Origin of the sequence: Pseudomonas sp. R3.Fl, from assembly GCF_023516765.1 — a bacterium.
In the GTDB taxonomy this organism is placed as follows: domain Bacteria; phylum Pseudomonadota; class Gammaproteobacteria; order Pseudomonadales; family Pseudomonadaceae; genus Pseudomonas; species Pseudomonas citronellolis.
This window is the reverse complement of record NZ_JAMGSO010000001.1, coordinates 5,478,647-5,498,301: the sequence shown is the minus strand read 5'-3', so window position 1 is coordinate 5,498,301 and position 19,655 is coordinate 5,478,647. Positions and strand designations below refer to the sequence as shown.

General features: G+C 67.8%; 17 protein-coding genes. 2 read left to right on the top strand and 15 right to left on the bottom strand.

Going from position 1 to position 19,655, the window contains the following annotated elements:
* Complete coding sequence (gene pgl / locus M8R19_RS24285) at positions 1-717, bottom strand: 6-phosphogluconolactonase (protein ID WP_249919160.1); 717 nt, start codon at positions 715-717, stop codon at positions 1-3.
* Entirely contained in the window at positions 704-2,173 is a 1,470-nt protein-coding gene (gene zwf / locus M8R19_RS24280; protein ID WP_116425680.1) for a glucose-6-phosphate dehydrogenase, read from the bottom strand. Before zwf ends, pgl begins: the two co-directional genes overlap by 14 nt.
* A gap of 200 nt (positions 2,174-2,373) precedes the next feature.
* Between zwf and M8R19_RS24275 the strand changes: the two genes are divergently transcribed.
* Positions 2,374-3,231: a MurR/RpiR family transcriptional regulator gene (locus M8R19_RS24275; RefSeq protein WP_074976263.1), complete on the top strand. Its 858-nt coding sequence runs from the start codon at positions 2,374-2,376 to the stop codon at positions 3,229-3,231.
* Positions 3,232-3,679: 448 nt separating this feature from the next.
* Here M8R19_RS24275 and M8R19_RS24270 read toward each other — a convergent pair whose 3' ends face one another.
* From M8R19_RS24270 to edd, 11 genes are all read right to left on the bottom strand, one after another.
* On the bottom strand, positions 3,680-4,525 hold the full coding sequence (locus M8R19_RS24270) for a D-hexose-6-phosphate mutarotase (RefSeq protein WP_009620929.1): 846 nt from the start codon (positions 4,523-4,525) through the stop codon (positions 3,680-3,682).
* A 454-nt stretch (positions 4,526-4,979) separates the two neighbouring features.
* Positions 4,980-6,329, bottom strand: a complete 1,350-nt coding sequence (locus tag M8R19_RS24265) for a carbohydrate porin (RefSeq protein WP_249919159.1) — start codon at positions 6,327-6,329, stop codon at positions 4,980-4,982.
* A 36-nt stretch (positions 6,330-6,365) separates the two neighbouring features.
* Positions 6,366-7,520: an ABC transporter ATP-binding protein gene (locus M8R19_RS24260; protein ID WP_074976267.1), complete on the bottom strand. Its 1,155-nt coding sequence runs from the start codon at positions 7,518-7,520 to the stop codon at positions 6,366-6,368.
* A gap of 6 nt (positions 7,521-7,526) precedes the next feature.
* Positions 7,527-8,366: a carbohydrate ABC transporter permease gene (locus tag M8R19_RS24255; protein WP_058488833.1), complete on the bottom strand. Its 840-nt coding sequence runs from the start codon at positions 8,364-8,366 to the stop codon at positions 7,527-7,529.
* A complete protein-coding gene (locus M8R19_RS24250; RefSeq protein ID WP_051878441.1) occupies positions 8,359-9,285 on the bottom strand; it encodes a carbohydrate ABC transporter permease in 927 nt (308 codons plus the stop codon). Before M8R19_RS24250 ends, M8R19_RS24255 begins: the two co-directional genes overlap by 8 nt.
* Positions 9,286-9,385: 100 nt before the next feature.
* Positions 9,386-10,645, bottom strand: coding sequence for an ABC transporter substrate-binding protein (locus tag M8R19_RS24245; protein ID WP_249919158.1), 1,260 nt, complete (start codon positions 10,643-10,645; stop codon positions 9,386-9,388).
* A 403-nt stretch (positions 10,646-11,048) separates the two neighbouring features.
* Positions 11,049-11,414, bottom strand: a complete 366-nt coding sequence (locus M8R19_RS24240; protein ID WP_249919157.1) for an endonuclease domain-containing protein — start codon at positions 11,412-11,414, stop codon at positions 11,049-11,051.
* A gap of 157 nt (positions 11,415-11,571) precedes the next feature.
* On the bottom strand, positions 11,572-13,020 hold the full coding sequence (locus M8R19_RS24235; RefSeq protein WP_249919156.1) for an ATP-binding protein: 1,449 nt from the start codon (positions 13,018-13,020) through the stop codon (positions 11,572-11,574).
* On the bottom strand, positions 13,020-13,748 hold the full coding sequence (locus M8R19_RS24230) for a response regulator (protein WP_249919155.1): 729 nt from the start codon (positions 13,746-13,748) through the stop codon (positions 13,020-13,022). Before M8R19_RS24230 ends, M8R19_RS24235 begins: the two co-directional genes overlap by 1 nt.
* A gap of 42 nt (positions 13,749-13,790) precedes the next feature.
* Entirely contained in the window at positions 13,791-14,789 is a 999-nt protein-coding gene (locus M8R19_RS24225) for a glucokinase (RefSeq protein ID WP_249919154.1), read from the bottom strand.
* Positions 14,790-14,856: 67 nt separating this feature from the next.
* Positions 14,857-16,683 (bottom strand): phosphogluconate dehydratase, encoded by a 1,827-nt coding sequence (gene edd / locus M8R19_RS24220; RefSeq protein ID WP_116425672.1) that lies wholly within the window; start codon positions 16,681-16,683, stop codon positions 14,857-14,859.
* Between the two features lie 128 nt (positions 16,684-16,811).
* Here edd and gap point away from each other — a divergent pair, with 128 nt between their 5' ends.
* Entirely contained in the window at positions 16,812-17,816 is a 1,005-nt protein-coding gene (gap, locus tag M8R19_RS24215) for a type I glyceraldehyde-3-phosphate dehydrogenase (protein ID WP_249919153.1), read from the top strand.
* 54 nt (positions 17,817-17,870) lie between these two features.
* Here the strand turns inward: gap and M8R19_RS24210 are convergent, their stop codons facing one another.
* On the bottom strand, positions 17,871-18,629 hold the full coding sequence (locus tag M8R19_RS24210) for a carbonic anhydrase family protein (protein ID WP_074976288.1): 759 nt from the start codon (positions 18,627-18,629) through the stop codon (positions 17,871-17,873).
* 708 nt (positions 18,630-19,337) lie between these two features.
* Positions 19,338-19,520, bottom strand: coding sequence for a DUF1289 domain-containing protein (locus M8R19_RS24205; RefSeq protein ID WP_074976291.1), 183 nt, complete (start codon positions 19,518-19,520; stop codon positions 19,338-19,340).
* Positions 19,521-19,655: the final 135 nt, after the last annotated feature.

The window sequence follows — 19,655 nt, the reverse complement described above, 5'->3', positions numbered from 1 at the left end:
TCAAGGGCACCAGTGGATCGACAGGGGAGCGCGGAGGAAGGCGCTCACCGGTATGCTTGCTTCGTCTTCGGCGGCCAGCGCGGCCTTCAGGGTGGCCAGCTTGGCCTCGCCCTGGATCGCCAGCAGTTGCACCCGCGAAGCGGCCAGCAGCGCACGGCTGAGGGTCAGACGCTGGTGCGGCACGCTCGGCGCCCAGGCCGGCAGGCAATGGCGCGCGCCGGCGGGGTCGAGGGCCTCGGCCAGGCCGGGGCTGGCCGGGAACAGCGAGGCGGTGTGGCCGTCGTCGCCCATGCCCAGCACCAGCACGTCGATGGGCAGGGCCAGCTCGGCGACCTGGCGGTCGGCGATGGCCGCCGCTTCCTCCAGGCTCGGCGCCGAGTGATACAGGCCGCAGAACAGCGCCTTGGCCGCCGCGCCCTTGAGCAGGTGGCGGCGCACCAGGCCGGCATTGCTGTCCGGGTGGACTTCCGGCACCCAGCGCTCGTCGGCGAGGGTCACGGTCACCTTGTCCCAATCGAGGACTTCGCCGCTCAGGGCTTCGAGGAACGCCACCGGGCTGCGCCCGCCGGACACCGCCAGCAGCGCGCGGCCGCGCTCGGCGATGGCCCCGCGCAGTTGTTCGGCCACATTGGCGGCCAGGCCGCGGGCCTGCGCCACCGGGCTTTCCCAGGCCGTCCAGCGCACGCCGGCCGGCAGTTTCAGATCAATGGTCGCCATACCAGTCCTTCCCGTCTCTCGCGATCAGCGCCACGGCCGCCTGGGGTCCCCAGGTGCCGGCGGCGTAGGGTTTGGGGGCGTCGCCCAGGCGTTCCCAGCCGGCGATCAGGTGGTCGCACCACTTCCAGGCGAACTCCACTTCGTCCTTGCGCACGAACAGGTACTGGTTGCCCTGCATCACCTCCAGCAGCAGCCGCTCGTAGGCGTCCGGCACGCGCGCGGCCTGGTACGCCTCGGAGAAGCTCAGCTGCAGCGGCCCGGTGCGCAGCTGCATGCCCTTGCCCAGGCCCTGGTCCTTGGTCATCACCTGCAGGGAGATGCCCTCGTCCGGCTGCAGGCGGATGATCAGGCGGTTGCTGATCAGCGAGCGCTGCTCCGGGGCGAAGATGTAGTGCGGCGGGTTCTTGAAGTGGATGACGATCTGCGACAGCTTCTGCGGCATGCGCTTGCCGGTGCGCAGGTAGAACGGCACGCCGGACCAGCGCCAGTTGCGGATGTCCACGCGCAGGGCGACGAAGGTCTCGGCGCCGCTCATACGGTTGGCGTGTTCCTCTTCCAGGTAGCCGGGCACCGCCTTGCCGTCGATGAAGCCGGCGGTGTACTGGCCGCGCACCACGCGGCTGGCCAGTTGCTCCGGCGGGATCGGCTCCAGGGCGCGCAGCACCTTGACCTTCTCGTCGCGGATGCTGTCGGCGGAGAGGTCGCTGGGCGGGTCCATTGCGATCAGGCAGAGCAGCTGCAGCAGGTGGTTCTGCACCATATCGCGCAGCTGGCCGGCCTGGTCGAAGTAGCCCCAGCGGCCTTCGATGCCGACCTTCTCGGCCACGGTGATCTCCACGTGGGAGATGTGGTTCTGGTTCCACTGCGTCTCGAACAGGCTGTTGGCGAAGCGCAGGGCGATGAGGTTCTGTACCGTTTCCTTGCCCAGGTAGTGGTCGATCCGGTAGATGCGGTTCTCCGGAAAGAACTTCGCCACCGCCTCGTTGACCTCGCGGGAGGACGCCAGGTCGTGGCCGATGGGCTTCTCCAGCACCACCCGGGTACGCTCGGCCAGGCCGAGGGCGGCGAGGTTCTCGCAAATGCCGCCGTAGACCGCGGCCGGGGTGGCGAAATAGGCCACCAGCGGCAGGCCGGCCGGCACCGCGTCGCGCAGCGCCGGGTAGGAAGCGGCGTCGAGGAAGTCCATGCTCAGGTAGCTCAGGCGCTGCTGGAAGCGCGCCCACACGGCGTCGTCCCATTCGCGCGCCGGCACGGCCAGGCGCAGGCGTTTCTCGAGGGTGGCCAGGTGGGCGGCGGGGTCGCCTTCTTCGCGGGCCAGGGCGAGGATGCGGGTGTCGCCGTGGAGCAGGCCTTCACGGTCGAGCTGGTAGAGGGCGGGGATCAGCTTGCGGAGGGCGAGGTCGCCCAGCGCGCCGAACAGCGCCAGGGTGCAAGGCAGAACGCGGACATCAGGCATTTGTTGTTACCAAACAGATTTTGAGGAACATTTGCCGAATACACCGCGCCATTAAGGCAAAAATGTAGTAATTAAACAACATATTTTTCCCAAGGCACGGTCCAGTTGGTCGTCTGCCGACCTGACGTTAGGATAGCGCCGCTGGCCGCAGGCACGTCCCCGGCCGTCGATTGCCCCACAGGGGCCACCAAGGAGAACGGATGAAGAACCTGCTGGAGCAGATCCAGACGCGCCTGGAAGACTTGAACAAGGCCGAACGCAAGGTCGCCGAGGTGATACTGCAGAACCCGCAGCAGGCCACCCGCTTCAGCATCGCCGCGCTGGCCCAGGCCGCGAGCGTCAGCGAGCCGACGGTGAACCGCTTCTGCCGTTCCTTCGGCATGAGCGGCTACCCGGAGCTGAAGATCCAGTTGGCGCAGAGCCTGGCCAGCGGCGCGGCCTTCGTCACCCAGGCGGTGGCCGAGGACGACGGCCCGGAGGCGTACACGCGGAAGATATTCAGCAGCACCATCGCTTCGCTGGACGCCGCCTACAAGCTGATCGACGCACGCGCGGTGGACCGCGCCGTGGACCTGCTCATCCAGGCCCGGCAGATCCACTTCTTCGGCCTCGGCGCCTCCAGCTCGGTGGCGCTGGACGCGCAGCACAAGTTCTTCCGCTTCAACCTGGCGGTGTCGGCGCAGAGCGACGTGCTGATGCAGCGGATGATCGCCTCGGTGGCGCACACCGGCGACCTGTTCGTGGTGATTTCCTATACCGGCCGCACCCGCGAACTGGTGGACGTGGCGCGCCTGGCGCGGGACAACGGCGCCTCGGTGCTCGGCCTGACCGCCGCCGACTCGCCGCTGGCCAAGGTCTGCACCCTGACCCTGGACATCCCGTTGCCGGAAGACACCGACATCTACATGCCGATGACCTCGCGGATCATCCAGCTGACGGTGCTCGACGTGCTGGCCACCGGCGTGACCCTGCGCCGCGGCGTGGACTTCCAGCCGCACCTGCGCAGGATCAAGGAGAGCCTGGTGCCGACGCGGTACCAGTTGGACGAGGAAGACTGACGCCCCGTCGCGGTGATTTCGTAGGAGCGGATTCATACGCGATTTCGGCGCAGGGGATCGACCAATCGCGGATGGAGTCCGCTCCTACGCTGTTTTCTGGGTTCCCGCGTTCGCGGGAATGACGGGTTGAGAATCGTGTTTTCCGACGTCATTCCCGCGAACGCGGGAACCCAGAGACTCTGGCGCCCTGCCCGCTCCTATAGCTCCAGGGAGGCACGATCGTAGGAGCGGATTCATCCGCGATTTCGGCGCAGGGGATCGGCCGATCGCGGACGGAGTCCGCTCCTACATGGCAGGAGGAGCACCGTCGTAGGATGGTGTTGAGCGAAGCGATACCCATCACCATGGTTCGATGGGTATCGCAAGCTCAACCCATCCTACGAAGAGCGCCTTGGCGCAGTCGGCAAGACCGTTGTTCCTACGCTCAAGCCCCGTGCAGCGGAAACCGTCAGACCAACCCGGCCTTCAGCCGCAGGCGCATGCGCTCGCCCTGGGCCAGGATCAGGCCGCCGGGGCGGTAGCCGGCGGCGCCGATGCACAGGAAGCGGTCGGCCTCGCCCGGCTCCACCTGCTCCACCGCGCGGCTGCCGGGGTGCCAGATGACGCTGCCGGCGGCGGCGTTCTTGTCGATGCGCAGGCGGCGCTGCCAGCCGGCGTCTTCCAGCACCAGCGCGCCGGTGTTGTACAGCACCTGCTTGACCGCGCCCCGCGGCGTCCAGGTGTTGGGCAGCGGCGCCGCCGGGCGCTGGCCGCCCTCCAGCTCCATGCCGTGGACCACGCTGCGGCGCAACGAGCCGATGCGCCAGTAGGGTTGCAGGGCGAAGCTGAACAGACAGTCGCTGTCGTCCTCGTGGTAGCTGGACAGTTCCATTTCCAGCTCGCGGCCCAGGCGCGCGTCCAGGCGCACGTGCCAGTCCTCGATGTCCAGTTGCCAGCTCACCTGCACCAGGCTCTCGTCGGCGTGGGCGTCGAGCAGGCGCCATTCGCGCTGGCGGGCCCAGCCGTGGGGCGGCCAGTCGGGCTCGCTGGGGTGGCTGCCGAACCACGGCCAGCACACCGGGATGCCGCCGCGGATGGGCGCCGTGCTCAGCGCCGGCCACTGGCTGGAACACCACAGCATGGAACGCTCGCCCTGGGGGCGGAAATGCAGCAACTGCGCGCCCTGGCGGCTGAAGACCGCCTGGCACAGGGGGTGATCGATCAGCAGCAGGTCGCGGCGCTGGAAGCGCACCCAGTCGAAGGGACGCTTGGCACGCATGGAATGGAAGAAGCGCTGCAGCGGATGCTCGAGCATTGTCCGGAGGTCCTGAATCAATCCCTTCCCGGACGCTCCCGGGGCATGACATCTATGTAGTTTTACTACACGTTGGTGAAAAAAGCGCAGATTCTACCTGAAAAGCATAGAACCCCAGTCACATGTCCGGATTTTTTCGTCCGCGGGAGCAATAAGCCCCCGTAGGAGCGAGCTTGCTCGCGAACCGGACCACGAAAGCCGCTGGGTTCCCGCGTTCGCGGGAATGACGGGGTAATAGAGGTGTCAGCCACGTAGGGCGGATAACGCCTACGGCGTTATCCGCCGTCTAGCCTCGCTGCCCGGCGGCTCCCAGGGTGGCCTGGGCGTTGGCTGTGGCCCCGGCGTATCGGCGGATAACCGCGAACGGTTATCCGCCCTACGAACAAAAAGCCCGCCCCGGTGATGGCGGGCGGGCCAAGTACAGCAGCACCTCAGGAGCGAGTCGTTTGGCGCATCAGAAGCTGGACTGGATCTTCAGGCCGGCGACCAGGGCATTGTCCACCTCGTAGACGCCGCCGGGATGCTTGATGTACTGCAGGTTCGGCCGCACCGTCAGCCAGTTGGTCACGTGCACGCCGTAGTACAGCTCGGCGTCGTATTCGCTGTGCTGCACAGGCTGGAATAGCGGGTTGTCGTAGTCGTCGAGGCCGGCGACCTCGTTGATCTGCTTCTGGTGCTTGGTCACGTCGTCGTTGATGTGGATGCGCGCCACCGCCAGGCCGATGTCGTCCTTCGGCCGGGCATCGAACAGGCCTTTGTAGACCATGCCGACCTGCTGGTAGTTGTCGACGCTGTTGGTCGCCTGGTCATGCACGGTGAAGTTGGCGAACAGGCTCAGGCCGCGCGAGGCGTCACCGTTGTGCGCGGTGACCTGCTGCTGCGCCACCACCCACCAGCCGTGCTTGCTGCCGTGGGACTTGAAGGCGTTGCCGGTCAGCGCCTGGGGCTGGCCGTTGACGTCCTCGTAGACGTCGTCGGCCTTGGCGGTGCTGTAGTAGTAGCCCAGGCGGTATTCGCCCGGCAGCCCGCCGACCTTCGGCGACCACACCAGCTCCACCGGCAGGATCGCGCCCTTGGTGCCGCTGCCGCTGAGCTTGAAGCCGTTGCCGGTCTCCAGGTTCGAGGGGTTCTGCTCGTAGGCGCCGACCTGCACGAAGAACTCCGGGCTCAAGTTGTACTTCACCCGCAGCGCCCACTGCGCCACCGGCCAGTTGTACCAGATGCCGCCCACCCAGTTGCCCACCTGCGAGCCGCAGAAGGCCAGGTTCTGGAAGTCACAGGGGAAGCTGTTGAAGTCCTCGCCCTCGCCGAACTGGCCGACCTTGATGTCCAGGGCGTCGTCGAGGAAGGTCTGCTTGTACCACATCTGCGTCAGCCGCCAGGTCTGGCCGCGGCCCCAGACTTCCTGCACCGAGCTGAGCTGGCCGGCGCGCGGATCGCTGATACGGTCGTTGGAGAGGTTGTTGCCGCTGCGCTCGGTCACCGTCAGCTGGAACTCGGCGCCATGCCAGCCGAGGATCTTCTGCAGGTCCAGGTGGGTGCCCAGCGCCCACTGGTCGGTGTAGCGCGCGGTCTTGTCGTCGTTGTAGCCGCCGTGCAGGTTGCCCGCGGCCTCGCCGACGTAGTCCAGCTTGAAGTCGTAGCCCTTCTCCAGCAGCTCGCTGCGGGTGCCGCCCCAATCCCCCAGGCCCCATTTCGAATCGGCGGAGAAGGCCTCATCGGCGCAGGCCAGGCCATTCAGGCCGACGGCGCCCAGGGCGAGCAGGCAGCCCAGGGCGGGCCGGATCTTGTTGTTCTTATGCATTGCTGACGTCCTCGTTGGTGAAATGCCTTGCGGCGTTCAGTGCTTGTGCCGGGCCAGCGGGGTGACCTTGGCCTCCCCCGCCCCGCCCGGTGCCTTGCGCAGGCGCTCGCCGCTGCCCGTGTCGAACAGCAGTACCCGCGCCGGGTCCATGCGCAGTTGCAGGGTCGAGCCCAGGGCCGGCGCGGCGTCCGGGGCCAGGCGGCAGCAGACCTTGGCGCCGTTGAGGGTGACGAAGGCCAGGGTGTCCGGGCCGGTGGGCTCCAGCACCTCGACCTCGGCGCGCACGTCCACCAGGCCGTTGCCGTTCTCGGCCACGCCGATCTGTTCCGGACGCACGCCGAGGATCAGCTCGCGGCCCTCGGCCACTTCGGCGTCCAGCTCCAGCGGCAGCTCGCAGCGGTCCTGGCCGCTGTCCAGCAGGCCGACCAGGCGGCTACCCTGGCGCTGCACGCGCAGCGGGATGAAGTTCATCGGCGGCGAGCCGATGAAGCTGGCGACGAACAGGTTGGCCGGGTCGTTGTAGATCTGCTGCGGGGTGCCGAACTGCTGGACGATGCCGTCCTTCATCACCGCCACCTTGTCGCCGAGGGTCATGGCCTCGATCTGGTCGTGGGTGACGTAGACCGTGGTGGTCTTCAGGCGCTGGTGCATCAGCTTGATTTCGGTGCGCATCTCCACCCGCAGCTTGGCGTCGAGGTTCGACAGCGGCTCGTCGAACAGGTAGATCTTCGGCCGCCGCGCCAGCGCCCGGCCCATGGCCACGCGCTGCTGCTGGCCGCCGGAGAGCTGCGAGGGCTTGCGCTGCAGCAGGTGCTCGATCTGCAGCAGCTTGGCCACCCGCGCCACCTCTTCGTCGATGGCCGCCTGGGGCAGCTTGCGGATCTTCAGGCCGAAGGCGATGTTCTCGCGCACCGTCATGGTCGGGTACAGCGCGTAGGACTGGAACACCATGGCGATGTCGCGGTCCTTCGGGCTCATGCCGCTGATGTCGCGGCCATCCACCAGGATGGCGCCGCCGCTGATGTCCTCCAGGCCGGCGATGCAGTTCATCAGCGTGGACTTGCCGCAGCCGGAGGGGCCGACCAGGATCAGGAACTCGCCGGACTCGATCGCCAGGTCGATGGACTTGAGGGTGTCCGCCAGGCCGCCGCCGTAGGACTTGTGCAGGTTGCGCAGTTCGAGTGTTGCCATGTCCGATTACCCCTTGACCGCGCCGGCGGTCAGGCCGCGCACGAAATACTTTCCAGCCAGTACGTAGACGATCAGCGTCGGCAGCGCGGCGATCATCGCCGCGGCCATGTCGACGTTGTATTCCTTGACCCCGGTGCTGATGTTCACCAGGTTGTTCAGCGCCACCGTGATCGGCTGGGCGTCGCCGCTGGCGAACACCACGCCGAAGAGGAAGTCGTTCCAGATCTGGGTGAACTGCCAGATCAGGCAGACCATGACGATGGGCGTGGACATCGGCAGGAGGATGCGCGTGAAGATGGTGAAGAAGCCGGCGCCGTCGAGCCGCGCGGCCTTCACCAGGGCATCAGGGATGGCCACGAAGTAGTTGCGGAAGAACAGCGTGGTGAAGGCCAGGCCGTAGATGCAGTGGACCATCACCAGGCCCGTGGTGGTGTTGGCCAGGCCCAGCTTGCCGAGGGTGAAGGACATCGGCAGGAGGATCACCTGGAACGGCAGGAAGCAGCCGAACAGCAGCGCGCCGAAGAACAGCTGCGAGCCGCGGAAGCGCCACATGGACAGCACGTAGCCGTTCAGCGCGCCGATGAAGGTGGAGATCAGCACGCCGGGCACCGTGATGCGAACCGAGTTCCAGAAGAAGTCGCCCACCGCGCCCCAGGCCTTCACCCAGCCGATCAGGGTGAACACCTCCGGCAGCGCCAGCAGGTTGCTGTTGCGGATGTCCTCGGGGCTCTTGAAGCTGGTCAGCAGCATCACCAGCAACGGGATCAGGTACAACGCCACGGCGCCCCAGAGGGTGGCGTGGACCGCCAGGCGGCCGAGGCTGGGCTTGAAGGTCGCGTCACGCATGGCGCTTGCCTCGCAGTTCGGAATACAGGTAGGGCACGACGATGGCCAGCACCGCGCCGAGCATCAGCATCGCGCTCGCCGCGCCCAGGCCCATCTGGCCGCGGGTGAAGGTGTGGGCGTACATGAACATCGCCGGCAGGTCGGAGGAGTAGCCGGGGCCGCCGGCGGTCATGGCGGCGACCAGGTCGAAGCTCTTGATGGCGATGTGCGCGAGGATCATCAGCGCGCTGAAGAACACCGGGCGCAGGCTCGGCAGGACGATGCGCAGGTAGATGGTCGGCAGGCTCGCGCCGTCCACCTGGGCGGCGCGCACGATGGCCGGGTCGACGCCGCGCAGGCCGGCGAGGAACAGCGCCATGACGAAGCCCGAGGCCTGCCACACGGCGGCGATCACCAGGCAGTAGACGACGCGCTGCGGGTCCACCAGCCAGTCGAAGCGAAAGCCCGTCCAGCCCCAGTCGCGCAGCAGCTTGTCCAGGCCCAGGCCGGGGTTGAGCAGCCACTTCCAGGCGGTGCCGGTGACGATCATCGACAGCGCCATGGGGTACAGGTAGACGGTGCGGATGAAGCCCTCGCGGCGGATGCGCTGGTCCAGCAGCACGGCGAGGAACACCCCGAGCAGCAGGCAGATGACGATGAACAGGCCGCCGAACAGCAGCAGGTTGCGGCTGGCCACCCACCAGCGGTCGTTGTCCCACAGGCGCAGGTACTGCCCGAGCCCGGCCCAGCTGTAGCTGGGCATGAAGCGCGAGTTGGTGAAGGACAGCAGCAGCGTCCAGCCGATGTAGCCGTACACGCAGACCAGCACCACGAGCATGCTCGGGGCCAGCACCAGTTTCGGCAGCCAGCGCTGCAGGCCGTCGAGCAGCGAGGCGCGCGGGGCCGCCGCGGGGGTGAAGGTGGGGTTTTCTGTCGCCATGGGTCTTCCCGGGTGCGAGTGAAGCCGTCCGGGCCATGGCGATGGCCCGGAGTGGGTCGGCTGGGAGTGGGGCGGCGCCTGGCGGAAGGCGCCGCGCGGCTTACTGCGCCGCCGCCTCGATGGCCGCGTAGAGCTGCTGGGCAGCCTTCTGCGGGTCCGCGGAGGGGTCGTTGAAGAAGTTGGTCACCACGTCGAAGATGGCGCCCTGCACGTAGCTGGAGGCGGCCATGCTGTGGGCCATGCTCGGCACCAGGTTGCCGGCCGCGGAGGCCGCCTTGAAGTCCTTCATCGACTGCTGGGCGCAGGCGTCGAAGGGCGCCATGTCGGCGTCCAGGCGCACCGGGATGGAGCCCTTGGCCAGGTTGAAGTCCTTCTGGAACGAGGGGTCGAGCACCGCGCGGGCCAGGTCTTCCTGGGCCTTGCGGTTCTCGGCGTTGCTCAGCTTGAACATCACCAGGGAGTCGATGTTGTAGTCGAAGTCCTTCTGCGTGCCGGGGAACGGCAGGCACTGGTAGTCCTTGCCGGCGACCTTGCTGGCGGCGGTGAACTCGCTCTTGGCCCAGTCGCCCATGATCTGCATGCCGGCCTTGCCGTTGATGACCATGCTGGTGGCGACGTTCCACTCGCGCCCGGCGGCGTCGGCGTCGATGTAGCCGCGCAGTTTCTTCAGCGCGCTGAACACCTCGACCATCTGCGGCCCGGTGAGGGTGGCCTTGTCCTGCTCGACGAAGGCCTTGCGGTAGCCGTCCGGACCCATCTTGCTGAGCACCAGGTTCTCGAACAGGGTGCCGTCCTGCCAGGGCTGGCTGCCGTGGGCCAGGGCCACGAAGCCGGCGGCCTTGAGCTTGTCGGCGGCGGCGAAGAACTCGTCGAGGGTGGTCGGCGGCGTGGCGCCGGCCTTCTTGAAGACCTCGGGGTTGATGTACAGCCAGTTCACCCGGTGCACGTTGACCGGCACGGCGACGTAGTCGCCCTGGTACTTCATGACCTGCGCCACCTGCGGCGGCAGCAGTTGGTCCCACCTGCCCTCGGCGGCGACCTGGTTGAGGTCGGCGAGCAGGCCGAGCTGGCCCCACTCCTGGATGTCCGGCCCCTTGATCTGCGCGGCGGCCGGCGGGTTGCCGGACACGGCGCGGGTCTTCAGCACGGTCATGGCGGCCTCGCCACCGCCGCCGGCGACGGCGAAGTCCTTCCAGGTGTGGCCCTTGGCCTGGACGAGTTTCTTCAGGGTTTCGGCGGCGCGCGCCTCGCCGGGGGAAGTCCACCAGTGCAGGACTTCGACTTCGCCAGCGTGGGCCGGGGTGGCGAGATAGAGCGAGGACAGACAGACAGCGGCGGAAAGGCGGCGGAGCGCATTCATGGGGAAGGACCTGTTCTTGTTATTCGGGGCAAGTCTGCGCTTGCGGTAGTCCGAGTCTATCCAAGGCATTTCCTGCTCCGGGTAACGAAGGGATGGGGGATTGTCACGGGGTGGTGACATTTGGGGGTTGGTCGGGTTGGGGTTGAAGAGCCGAGAGCCCCTCACCCCAGCCCTCTCCCTGAAGGGAGAGGGGACTGGTCCTGAGGGGCTATATGTCCTGAGTCATCCTGATAGTCGAATGTTGCCAGCGAGCGCCATCGCCTCGCTTCACTCCGAACTGCCCCCTCTCCCGTCAAGGAGAGGGGCTGGTCCTGAGGGGCTATATGTTCGGCGTCATCCTGATAGCAAGGTGTTGCCGGCGAGCGCCATCGCTTCACTTCACTCCGAACGGCCCCCTCTCCCTTCAGGGAGAGGGCTGGGGAGAGGGTTGCGGACTCGAATCGAGCGTTAAGCGTATCGCCTCCAGCACCGAATCCATCTTCGACAGCACATCATGATTCCAGAACCGTAGCACCTGGAAACCTCGGGCGCAGAGCCAGGCGTCCCGCTCCAGATCGGTAACAGAGCCCAGGTGCTGGCCGCCGTCCAGTTCGATCACCAGCATTCTTTCCAGGCAGATGAAGTCGACTATGTAGTGGCCTACCACTTTCTGGCGCTTGAACTTCAGCTCCATGAAGCGGTAGGCACGGAGTTGTTGCCACAGGGCGCGTTCAGCGTCGGTCTGGTCCTTGCGGAGTTGGCGGGAGAAGTCTCGGTATGAGGGGGACATCCTTGATCTCCTTTTTTGTGAGATCAGGGAAGTTACTCGGCCTTGGTTGAAGAGCCCCTCTCCCCAACCCTCTCCCTGAAGAGAGAGGGGGCTGTCCTCTGCAAGGCGCAATCATGGAGCACGCCGGAACCTTCTGAGCTGAGGAAAGGAAGCGTCTTTACTCGACCACCAACCTGGGCAACCGCAAGGTCACCCTCAGCCCCCCTTCCCGCCGATTCTGCAAACTCACCTCCCCACCATGGGTGTGCGCGATATTCCGCGCGATCCCCAGCCCCAACCCATACCCCTGCCCCCGCTGCGACAGGCGCACCCGCGGTTCGAACACCTGCTCCAGGCGCTGCTCCGGCACCCCGGGCCCCTCGTCGTCGACGTGCACGAGCAGCGCTTCCGGGCCGTCCTCGACCTGCAGTTGCGCGCGCTCGCCGTACTTCAGGGCGTTGTCCAGCAGGTTGCCGATGCAGCGGCGCAGGGCCAGGGGCTTGCCGGGATAGGGTTCGCCCGCCTCCCCCAGCAGCTTCACGCGGCCGTCGGCCAGGTAGGGGCCGGCGACGTGCTGTAGCAGCTGGTTGACGTCCACCGGCTCGATGTTCTCGTGGATGTCGGTGTCCTTCACGCATTGCAGGGCACCCTTGACCAGCAGTTCCAGCTCGTCGAGGTCCTGGTTGAGCTTGTCGCGCTGCGGCTCGTCGTCGAGCAGTTCGACGCGCAGGCGCAGGCGGGTGATGGGCGTGCGCAGGTCGTGGGAGATGGCGCTGAACAGCTGGCCGCGCTCGCTGAGGTAGCGGTCGATGCTCTCGCGCATGGTGTTGAAGGCGCGGCTGACTTCCACCAGCTCGCGGGCGCCGCGCTCTTCCAGCGGCGCCGCCGGGCTGCCCAGGGCGACTTCGCGGGCGGCGCGGGCCAGGCGCTTCAGCGGGCGGCTCTGCTGGTGCACCAACAGGCCAGCGAAGAGCAGCAGCAACAGGCTGGTCAGGCCGATGGAGAGCAGTTGCTGCGGCTGCAGCGCCTCTGGCTCCAGGCTGACGTAGGGCGCCGGCATCAGGCTGGCGATGTAGAGCCATTCGTTCTCGCCGATGCGGATCTGCGTCACCAGCACCGGCGGGTTCACCGGCTCCAGGGTCAGCGCGTAGTGGGCCCAGGAGCGCGGCAGCTCCTCCAGCTTCAGCTGGCTGTTGAACAGGCGCAGGTCGTCCGGGGCGACGAACTCCACTTCCAGCTCCACGTCCTTGCCCAGCTTCTGCTGCAGCACGTCGCGGACGATGTCCAGCACCGCCTGCTTGTTCGGCGTGTCCGGCAGGCTCTGCATCTGCAGCGGGCGCTCGTTGAGCGAGACGAAGAAGCGCGTGCCGCCCATGCTGCGCAGTTGGTCCAGCACCAGCGGGCGGTAGCCGATGGGCAGCGAGCGGAAGTAGCTGACGCTGGCGGCCATGGAATAGGCCAGGCTGCGCGAGCTGGTGAGCAGGCCCTCGCGCTGGCTGGAGCGCAGGTGCGAGAGCCAGAACAGGCTGGACAGGCCCTGGGCGACGAGGATCGCCAGCAGCGTCAGCAGCAGCATGCGCCCCAGCAGCGAACGCGGGACCAGCGGCCAGCGCCGCCGCTCGCCCATCACAGCCCCAGGTGCGGGCGGACCTGCGCCGCCAGCAGGTAGCCGCTGCCGCGCACGGTCTGGATCAGCCGCGGCGCCTTGCCGGTGTCGCGCAGGCGCTGGCGCAGGCGGCTGACCGCCATGTCGACGATGCGCTCCAGCGGCAGCACCTCGCGGCCGCGGGTGGCGTTGGCGATGGTGTCGCGGTCGAGGATCTGCTGCGGGTGGTCGAGGAACAGCTTGAGCAGGGCGAAGTCGGCGCCGCTGAGGAAGAACTCCTCGCCGTCCTCGTGGAACAGCCGGTGGCTGACCGTATCCAGGCGCCAGTCGTCGAAGGCCAGCACCTCGCCGCCGCGCACCTGGGCGAACTGCGCGCGGCGCAGCAGGGCCTTGATCCGCGCCAGCAGCTCGCGCGGGCTGAAGGGCTTGCCCAGGTAGTCGTCGGCGCCCAGCTCCAGGCCGATCACCCGGTCGGTTTCGTCGGAACTGGCGGTGAGCATGATCACCGGCATGCAGGCCAGGCGCTGGTGCGAGCGGATCCAGCGGCACAGGCTGAAGCCGTCCTCGTCGGGCAGCATCACGTCGAGGATGGCCAGGGCGGCCTCCTCTTCCAGCAATGCCTGGCGGAAGGCCGCGCCGTCGGCGGCGCTGCGCACCTGGAAGCCGGCGCGGCTCAGGTAGGTTTCCAGCAGCTCGCGGATTTCCTGGTCGTCATCCACCAGCAGGATGGATTTGGCGGGTGCGTTCACGGGGCATCCCTTGTTGTTGTTCTAGTGGTTGCCGTTGGTCGTTCAGGCTTTTGCCTGCAGCGCCTGCTCCAGAGCCACGCCGGCGCCGAACAGGCCCGGATGGCTGGCGGTCATCACCCATACCGGCACCTGGCTCAGGTAGGGGCCGCTGGTCTTGCCGCGGGTGCAGAAGGCCTCGGCGAAGCCGCTGCGCTGGAAGCGTTCGAGGAAGCGCGGGACTATGCCGCCGGTGATGTACACGCCGCCCAGGGCGCCGACCGTCATCACCGCGTTGCCGGCGACCCGCGCCAGCCACACGAAGAAGTGCTCCAGCACCGCGTCGCAGTAGGCGTCGCCGGCCAGGGCGCGCTCGCCGATCTGCGCCGCGGAGAGCGCCAGCGGCTCGATGCCGTCGACCTTGCAGCTGGCCTGGTAGATGTTCTCCAGGCCGCTGCCGGAGAGCGCGCGCTCGGCCGAGACGTGGCCGTACTTCTCGCGCAGCTGCTGCCAGATGGCGAAGTCGCGCTCGCCGGTCACCGGCAGGTCGACGTGGCCGCCCTCGCAGGGCAGCACGTCCCAGCCGCCGCCGGGCAGCGGCACCAGGCTGCCGACGCCCAGGCCGGTGCCGGGGCCGATGATCAGCTTGGCGCGGCCCGGCAGGGCCTGGCCGTCGCGCACCTGCACCAGGTCCTCGCCGCCCAGGCGCGAGGCGGCCCAGGCCATGGTGCTGAAGTCGTTGACCAGCAGCAGGTGGTTCAGGCCCAGCTCGGCGCGGAAGGCCTCGCGCCTGATGACCCAGTGGTTGTTGGTGAAGCGGAAGTCGGCATCGCCCACGGGCCCGGCGCAGGCCAGGCAGACGCTATGGATGGCGCCGAGCGGCTGGCCGACGCGCTGCAGGTACTCCAGCACGGCGTCTTCCGGGCGCGGGTAGTCGGCGCAGGCCAGCACCTCGATGGCCTCCAGGCGCTGCTCGCGCCAGAGGGCGAAGCGGGCGTTGGTCCCGCCGATGTCGCCGACCAGCGCGATGCCGGTCGGTGCTTGGGATTTGTTGTTGGAATTCATCGCAAGCTCGGGCAACTGAAAGGTTTGAGCGGGTTCCGGGAGGCGAATGCTCCGCCAAGCATAGCCCCTACCGCAAGCTGTCCAGCTCGGCGGTGAAGGCGCAGGCGCCCTGCTCCGCGGAACTGAACGACTGGCGCATGAAGGCGAACAGCTCGCGGCCCATGCCGCTGCCGTCGTCCTCGGGCAGCGGCGCCAGCGGGCGGGCCTGCCATTCGGCGGCGTCGACCAGCACGCGCAGCTCGCCGGTGGTGCCGTCGACGCGCACCACGTCGCCGTCGCGCAGGCGCGCCAGCGGGCCGCCGGCGCTGGCTTCCGGGGACACGTGGATCGCCGCCGGCACCTTGCCGGAGGCGCCGGACATGCGCCCGTCGGTGACCAGCGCCACCTTGAAGCCGCGGTCCTGCAGCACGCCGAGGAACGGAGTCAGCTTGTGCAGCTCGGGCATGCCGTTGAAGCGCGGGCCCTGGAAGCGCACCACGGCGACCAGGTCGCGCTCCAGCTCGCCGGCCTTGAAGGCCGCGGCCAGGCTGGCCTGGTCGTGGAAGATGCGCACCGGCGCCTCGACCACCTGGTGTTCGGCGGCCACGGCGGAAACCTTCATCACGCCGCGGCCGAGGTTGCCCTCCATCAGGCGCAGGCCGCCCTCGGCGGAGAACGGGCGCGACAGCGGGCGCAGGATGTCCTCGTCCAGGCTGTCGGCCGGGCCCTCGCGCCAGACCAGCTTGCCGCCGTCGAGGAAGGGTTCCTGCAGGTAGCGGCGCAGGCCCTTGCCGACCACGGTCTGCACGTCTTCGTGGAGCAGCCCGCCGTCGAGCAGCTGGCGGATCAGGAAGGACATGCCGCCGGCGGCCTGGAAGTGGTTGATGTCGGCCTGGCCGTTGGGATAGATGCGCGCCAGCAGCGGCACCACCTCGGAGAGCTCGGCCATGTCCTGCCAGGTCAGCTGGATGCCGGCGGCCTGGGCGATGGCCAGCAGGTGCAGGGTGTGGTTGGTGGAGCCGCCGGTGGCCAGCAGGGCCACCACCGAGTTGACGATGGCGCGCTCGTCGATGACCTCGGCCATGGGCGCGTACTGGCCGTTCTCCGGGGTCAGGCGGCTGGCCTGGCGCGCGGCCTCGCGGGTCAGCTCGTCGCGCAGCGGGGTGTTCGGGTTGACGAAGGAGGCGCCCGGCAGGTGCAGACCCATCACTTCCACCAGCAGCTGGTTGGTGTTGGCGGTGCCATAGAAGGTGCAGGTGCCCGGGGCGTGGTAGGAGGCCATCTCCGAGACCAGCAGTTCCTCGCGGCTGGCCTTGCCTTCGGCGTAGAGCTGGCGCACCGCGGCCTTCTCCTTGTTGGAGATGCCGGTGGGCATGGGCCCGGCGGGGACGAACACCACCGGCAGGTGGCCGAAGCGCAGCGCGCCGATCAGCAGGCCGGGGACGATCTTGTCGCACACGCCCAGGCACAGCGCGGCGTCGAACATGTTGTGGGACAGCGCGATGGCGGTGCCCATGGCGATCACGTCGCGGCTGGCCAGGGACAGCTCCATGCCCGGCTCGCCCTGGGTCACGCCGTCGCACATGGCCGGCACGCCGCCGGCGAACTGGCCCACCGAGCCGATCTCGCGCAGGGCGTCCTTGATCAGCTCTGGGAAGCGCTCCAGCGGCTGGTGCGCCGAGAGCATATCGTTATAGGCAGAGACGATGCCGACGTTGGCCTGGTTCATCAGGCGCAGCGCCTGCTTGTCGTGCTCGCCGCAGGCGGCCACGCCGTGGGCCAGGTTGCCGCAGGGCAGCGTGCCGCGGTGCGGGCCCTTGGTGGCGGCGGCCTTGACCATGGCGAGGTAGCGCTGGCGGGTGGCGGCGCTGCGTTCCTGGATGCGACGGGTGACTTCGAGCACGCGCGGGTGCATGGCAGCATTCTCCTGCAGACTAACGATTGTTGTTTTTACAACATAATCATCGGTTAAAGGATATTTACTTTTGTTTGACGAAAAAATTTAATGGTTTTTACCACAAAAACACAAAAGAGACGACCTCCATGACCATTCGCCTGGCGATCAACGGGTTCGGCCGCATCGGCCGCAACGTCCTCCGCGCCCTTTATACCGCCGACTACCGCCAACAGCTCGAAGTGGTGGCCATCAACGACCTCGGCGACGCCGCCATCAACGCCCACCTGCTGCAGTACGACAGCGTCCACGGGCGCTTCCCCGGGCAGGTCGAGCACGACGACGAGAGCCTCACGGTGAACGGCGACCGCATCGCCGTCACGGCCCTGCGCGAGCCGGCGCAGTTGCCCTGGAAAGGCCTGGACGTCGATATCGTCCTGGAGTGCAGCGGACATTTCACCCGGCGCGACAAGGCCGCCGCGCACCTGGCCGCCGGCGCGCGCAAGGTGATCGTCTCGGCGCCGGGGGCCGGCGTCGACGCCACCATCGTCCATGGCGTCAACCACGAGCTGCTGCGCGCCTCGCACCAGATCATCTCGAATGCCTCCTGCACCACCAACTGCCTGGCCCCGGTGGCCCAGGTGCTGCACCGCGAGCTGGGCATCGAACAGGGCCTGATGACCACCATACACGCCTACACCAACGACCAGAGCCTGTCCGACGTGTACCACAGCGATGTCTACCGCGCGCGCTCGGCCACCCAGTCGATGATCCCCACGCGCACCGGCGCCGCCGAGGCGGTGGGCCTGGTGCTGCCGGAGCTGGCCGGCAAGCTCACCGGCCTTGCGGTGCGGGTGCCGGTGATCAACGTCTCGCTGGTAGACCTGACCGTGCAGGTCGGCCGCGACACCACGGTCGAGGAGGTCAACCAGTTGTTCAGGATAGCCAGCCAGGGCTCGCGCATCCTCGGCTACAACAGCCAGCCGCTGGTCTCGGTGGACTTCAACCACGACCCGCGCTCGGCCATCTTCGACGCCAACCACACGAAGGTCAGCGGCCGGCTGCTCAAGGTCATGGCCTGGTACGACAACGAATGGGGCTTCTCCAACCGCATGCTGGACAACGCCCTGGCGCTGTGGCGCGCACCGGCCTGAGGCGTGGCGGCGCAGAAGGCGGCAGGGCCTTGCGCCCCGCCGCTGCGAACGAACTCAGGCGAAGAACTCGACCTCGCCGCCGTTCAGGTGATAGAGCGCCCCGGCCAGCTTGATCCGCCCTTCCCGCTCCAGCTGGGCCAGCACCTCACTCTCCTTGCGGATGTGTTCGAGGGTGAGGCGCACGTTGGTCCTGGCCACGGCATCGACGAAGGCGGCATTTCTGGCGTTGCGCTCGCCGTCATAGGGCGTTGCGGCGACGGCCGGCTCGATCTTGTCCAGCAGGCCGGTCAGGTGGCCGAGCCGGGCATCGTCGATGGCGCCCTTGATCGCGCCGCAGCCGGTGTGCCCCATGACCAGCACCAGTTTGGCGCCGGCCACCGCGCAGGAGTATTCCAGGCTGCCGAGCAGATCGGCGTTGATCACGTTGCCCGCCACGCGGGTGTTGAAGGTGTCGGCGATGCCGAGGTCGAAGAGGATTTCCGCCGGCGCGCGGGAGTCGATGCAGCTGAGGATCACTGCCGCCGGATACTGGCCGTCGCGGCTGGCGCGCTTCTGTGCCAGGTAGTCATGCTGCGATGCCTGGCCGCTGCGGAAGCGCCGGTTACCCTGGCGCAGGCGTTCGATGACCTGGTCGGGCGTCAGGGCGTCGCGCTCGGCCTTGCCCAGCGCAGCGGCATGGGCCTGGCCCGGCGCGCCCAGCCAGCCGGCGGCCCCGAGCAGGCCGAGGGCGGCGAGGCCGGCGCCGCCCTTGAGCAGGGCGCGGCGGCGCGGGTCCTCGGGTGCATGGTGCGGGCAGCAGTGGGATTCGTTCATCGGGGCTCCTGGTGGCTCGGTTGAGGTTGGCGCCACTTAACATCAGAGCCCGGCTCTCGCTGAAGGCCCTGGTTCCGCGAGTGTCGTGGGCCTTTTCCTGTCCAGGGGGAATTGATAGCTGGCGTCCATCGGCCTTTGCGGCGGGTGCCTTACCGGAGACCCCATTGTTTGGGCGAACTCCGCTCCCTCTCCCCAACCCTCTCCCTGAAGGGAGAGGGGGCCGTCCGGTGCGGACGGCAAGTACAGAGTCAGCCTGCAAGGCCGTGCCAAGGCGCTCTTCGTAGGAGCGAGCTTGCTCGCGAACAGAACCACAGGGCGGATAACCGTTCGCGGTTATCCGCCGCCATCCGTGCCACCGGGGCGTCCGGTGTGACCGGTGGATCCCATCGCGGACGGAGTCCGCTCCTACGCCCGTGCTTCCCTGAACCGTAGGAGATGATTCCCTTGTCCGGGCGAACTCCGTTCCCTCTCCCCAGCCCTCTCCCTGAAGGGAGAGGGGGCCGTCCTGAGCGGCGGCAAGTACAGAGCCAGCCTGCAAGGCCGTGCCAAGCCGCTCTTCGTAGGAGCGAGCTTGCTCGCGAACAGAACCGCAGGGCGGATAAACGTTCGCGGTTATACGCCGCCGCCGTGCCACCGGGGCATCCGGCGTGGCGGGTGAATCCAATCGCGGACGGAGTCCGCTCCTACGCCCGTGCTTCCCTGTCACCGCTAGCGGTATTTGCGCCGCCCCTGCGCCTGCAGCACCAGCAGGCGCATGTCGGCTTCGGCCAGCACCGCCAGGCGTTCGGGCTTGTCGAGTTTTTTCCAGGCCTTGACCTCGGCGCGGCTGCGGCCGCAGCCGCGGCAGACGCCGTCGTCGAATTCGCAGACCTTGATGCAGGGATCTTTCACAGGGCCTCCCGGTGCGTTCCGCACACCTCCACCATGGGGGTGCGCCGGGCCTACTTGAAGGCACAGGCGACGAAAGGTCCAACGCAGAAAAGACATCGCCCCGATTGGCCGGGCCAATCAGGGCGATGTCGTGGT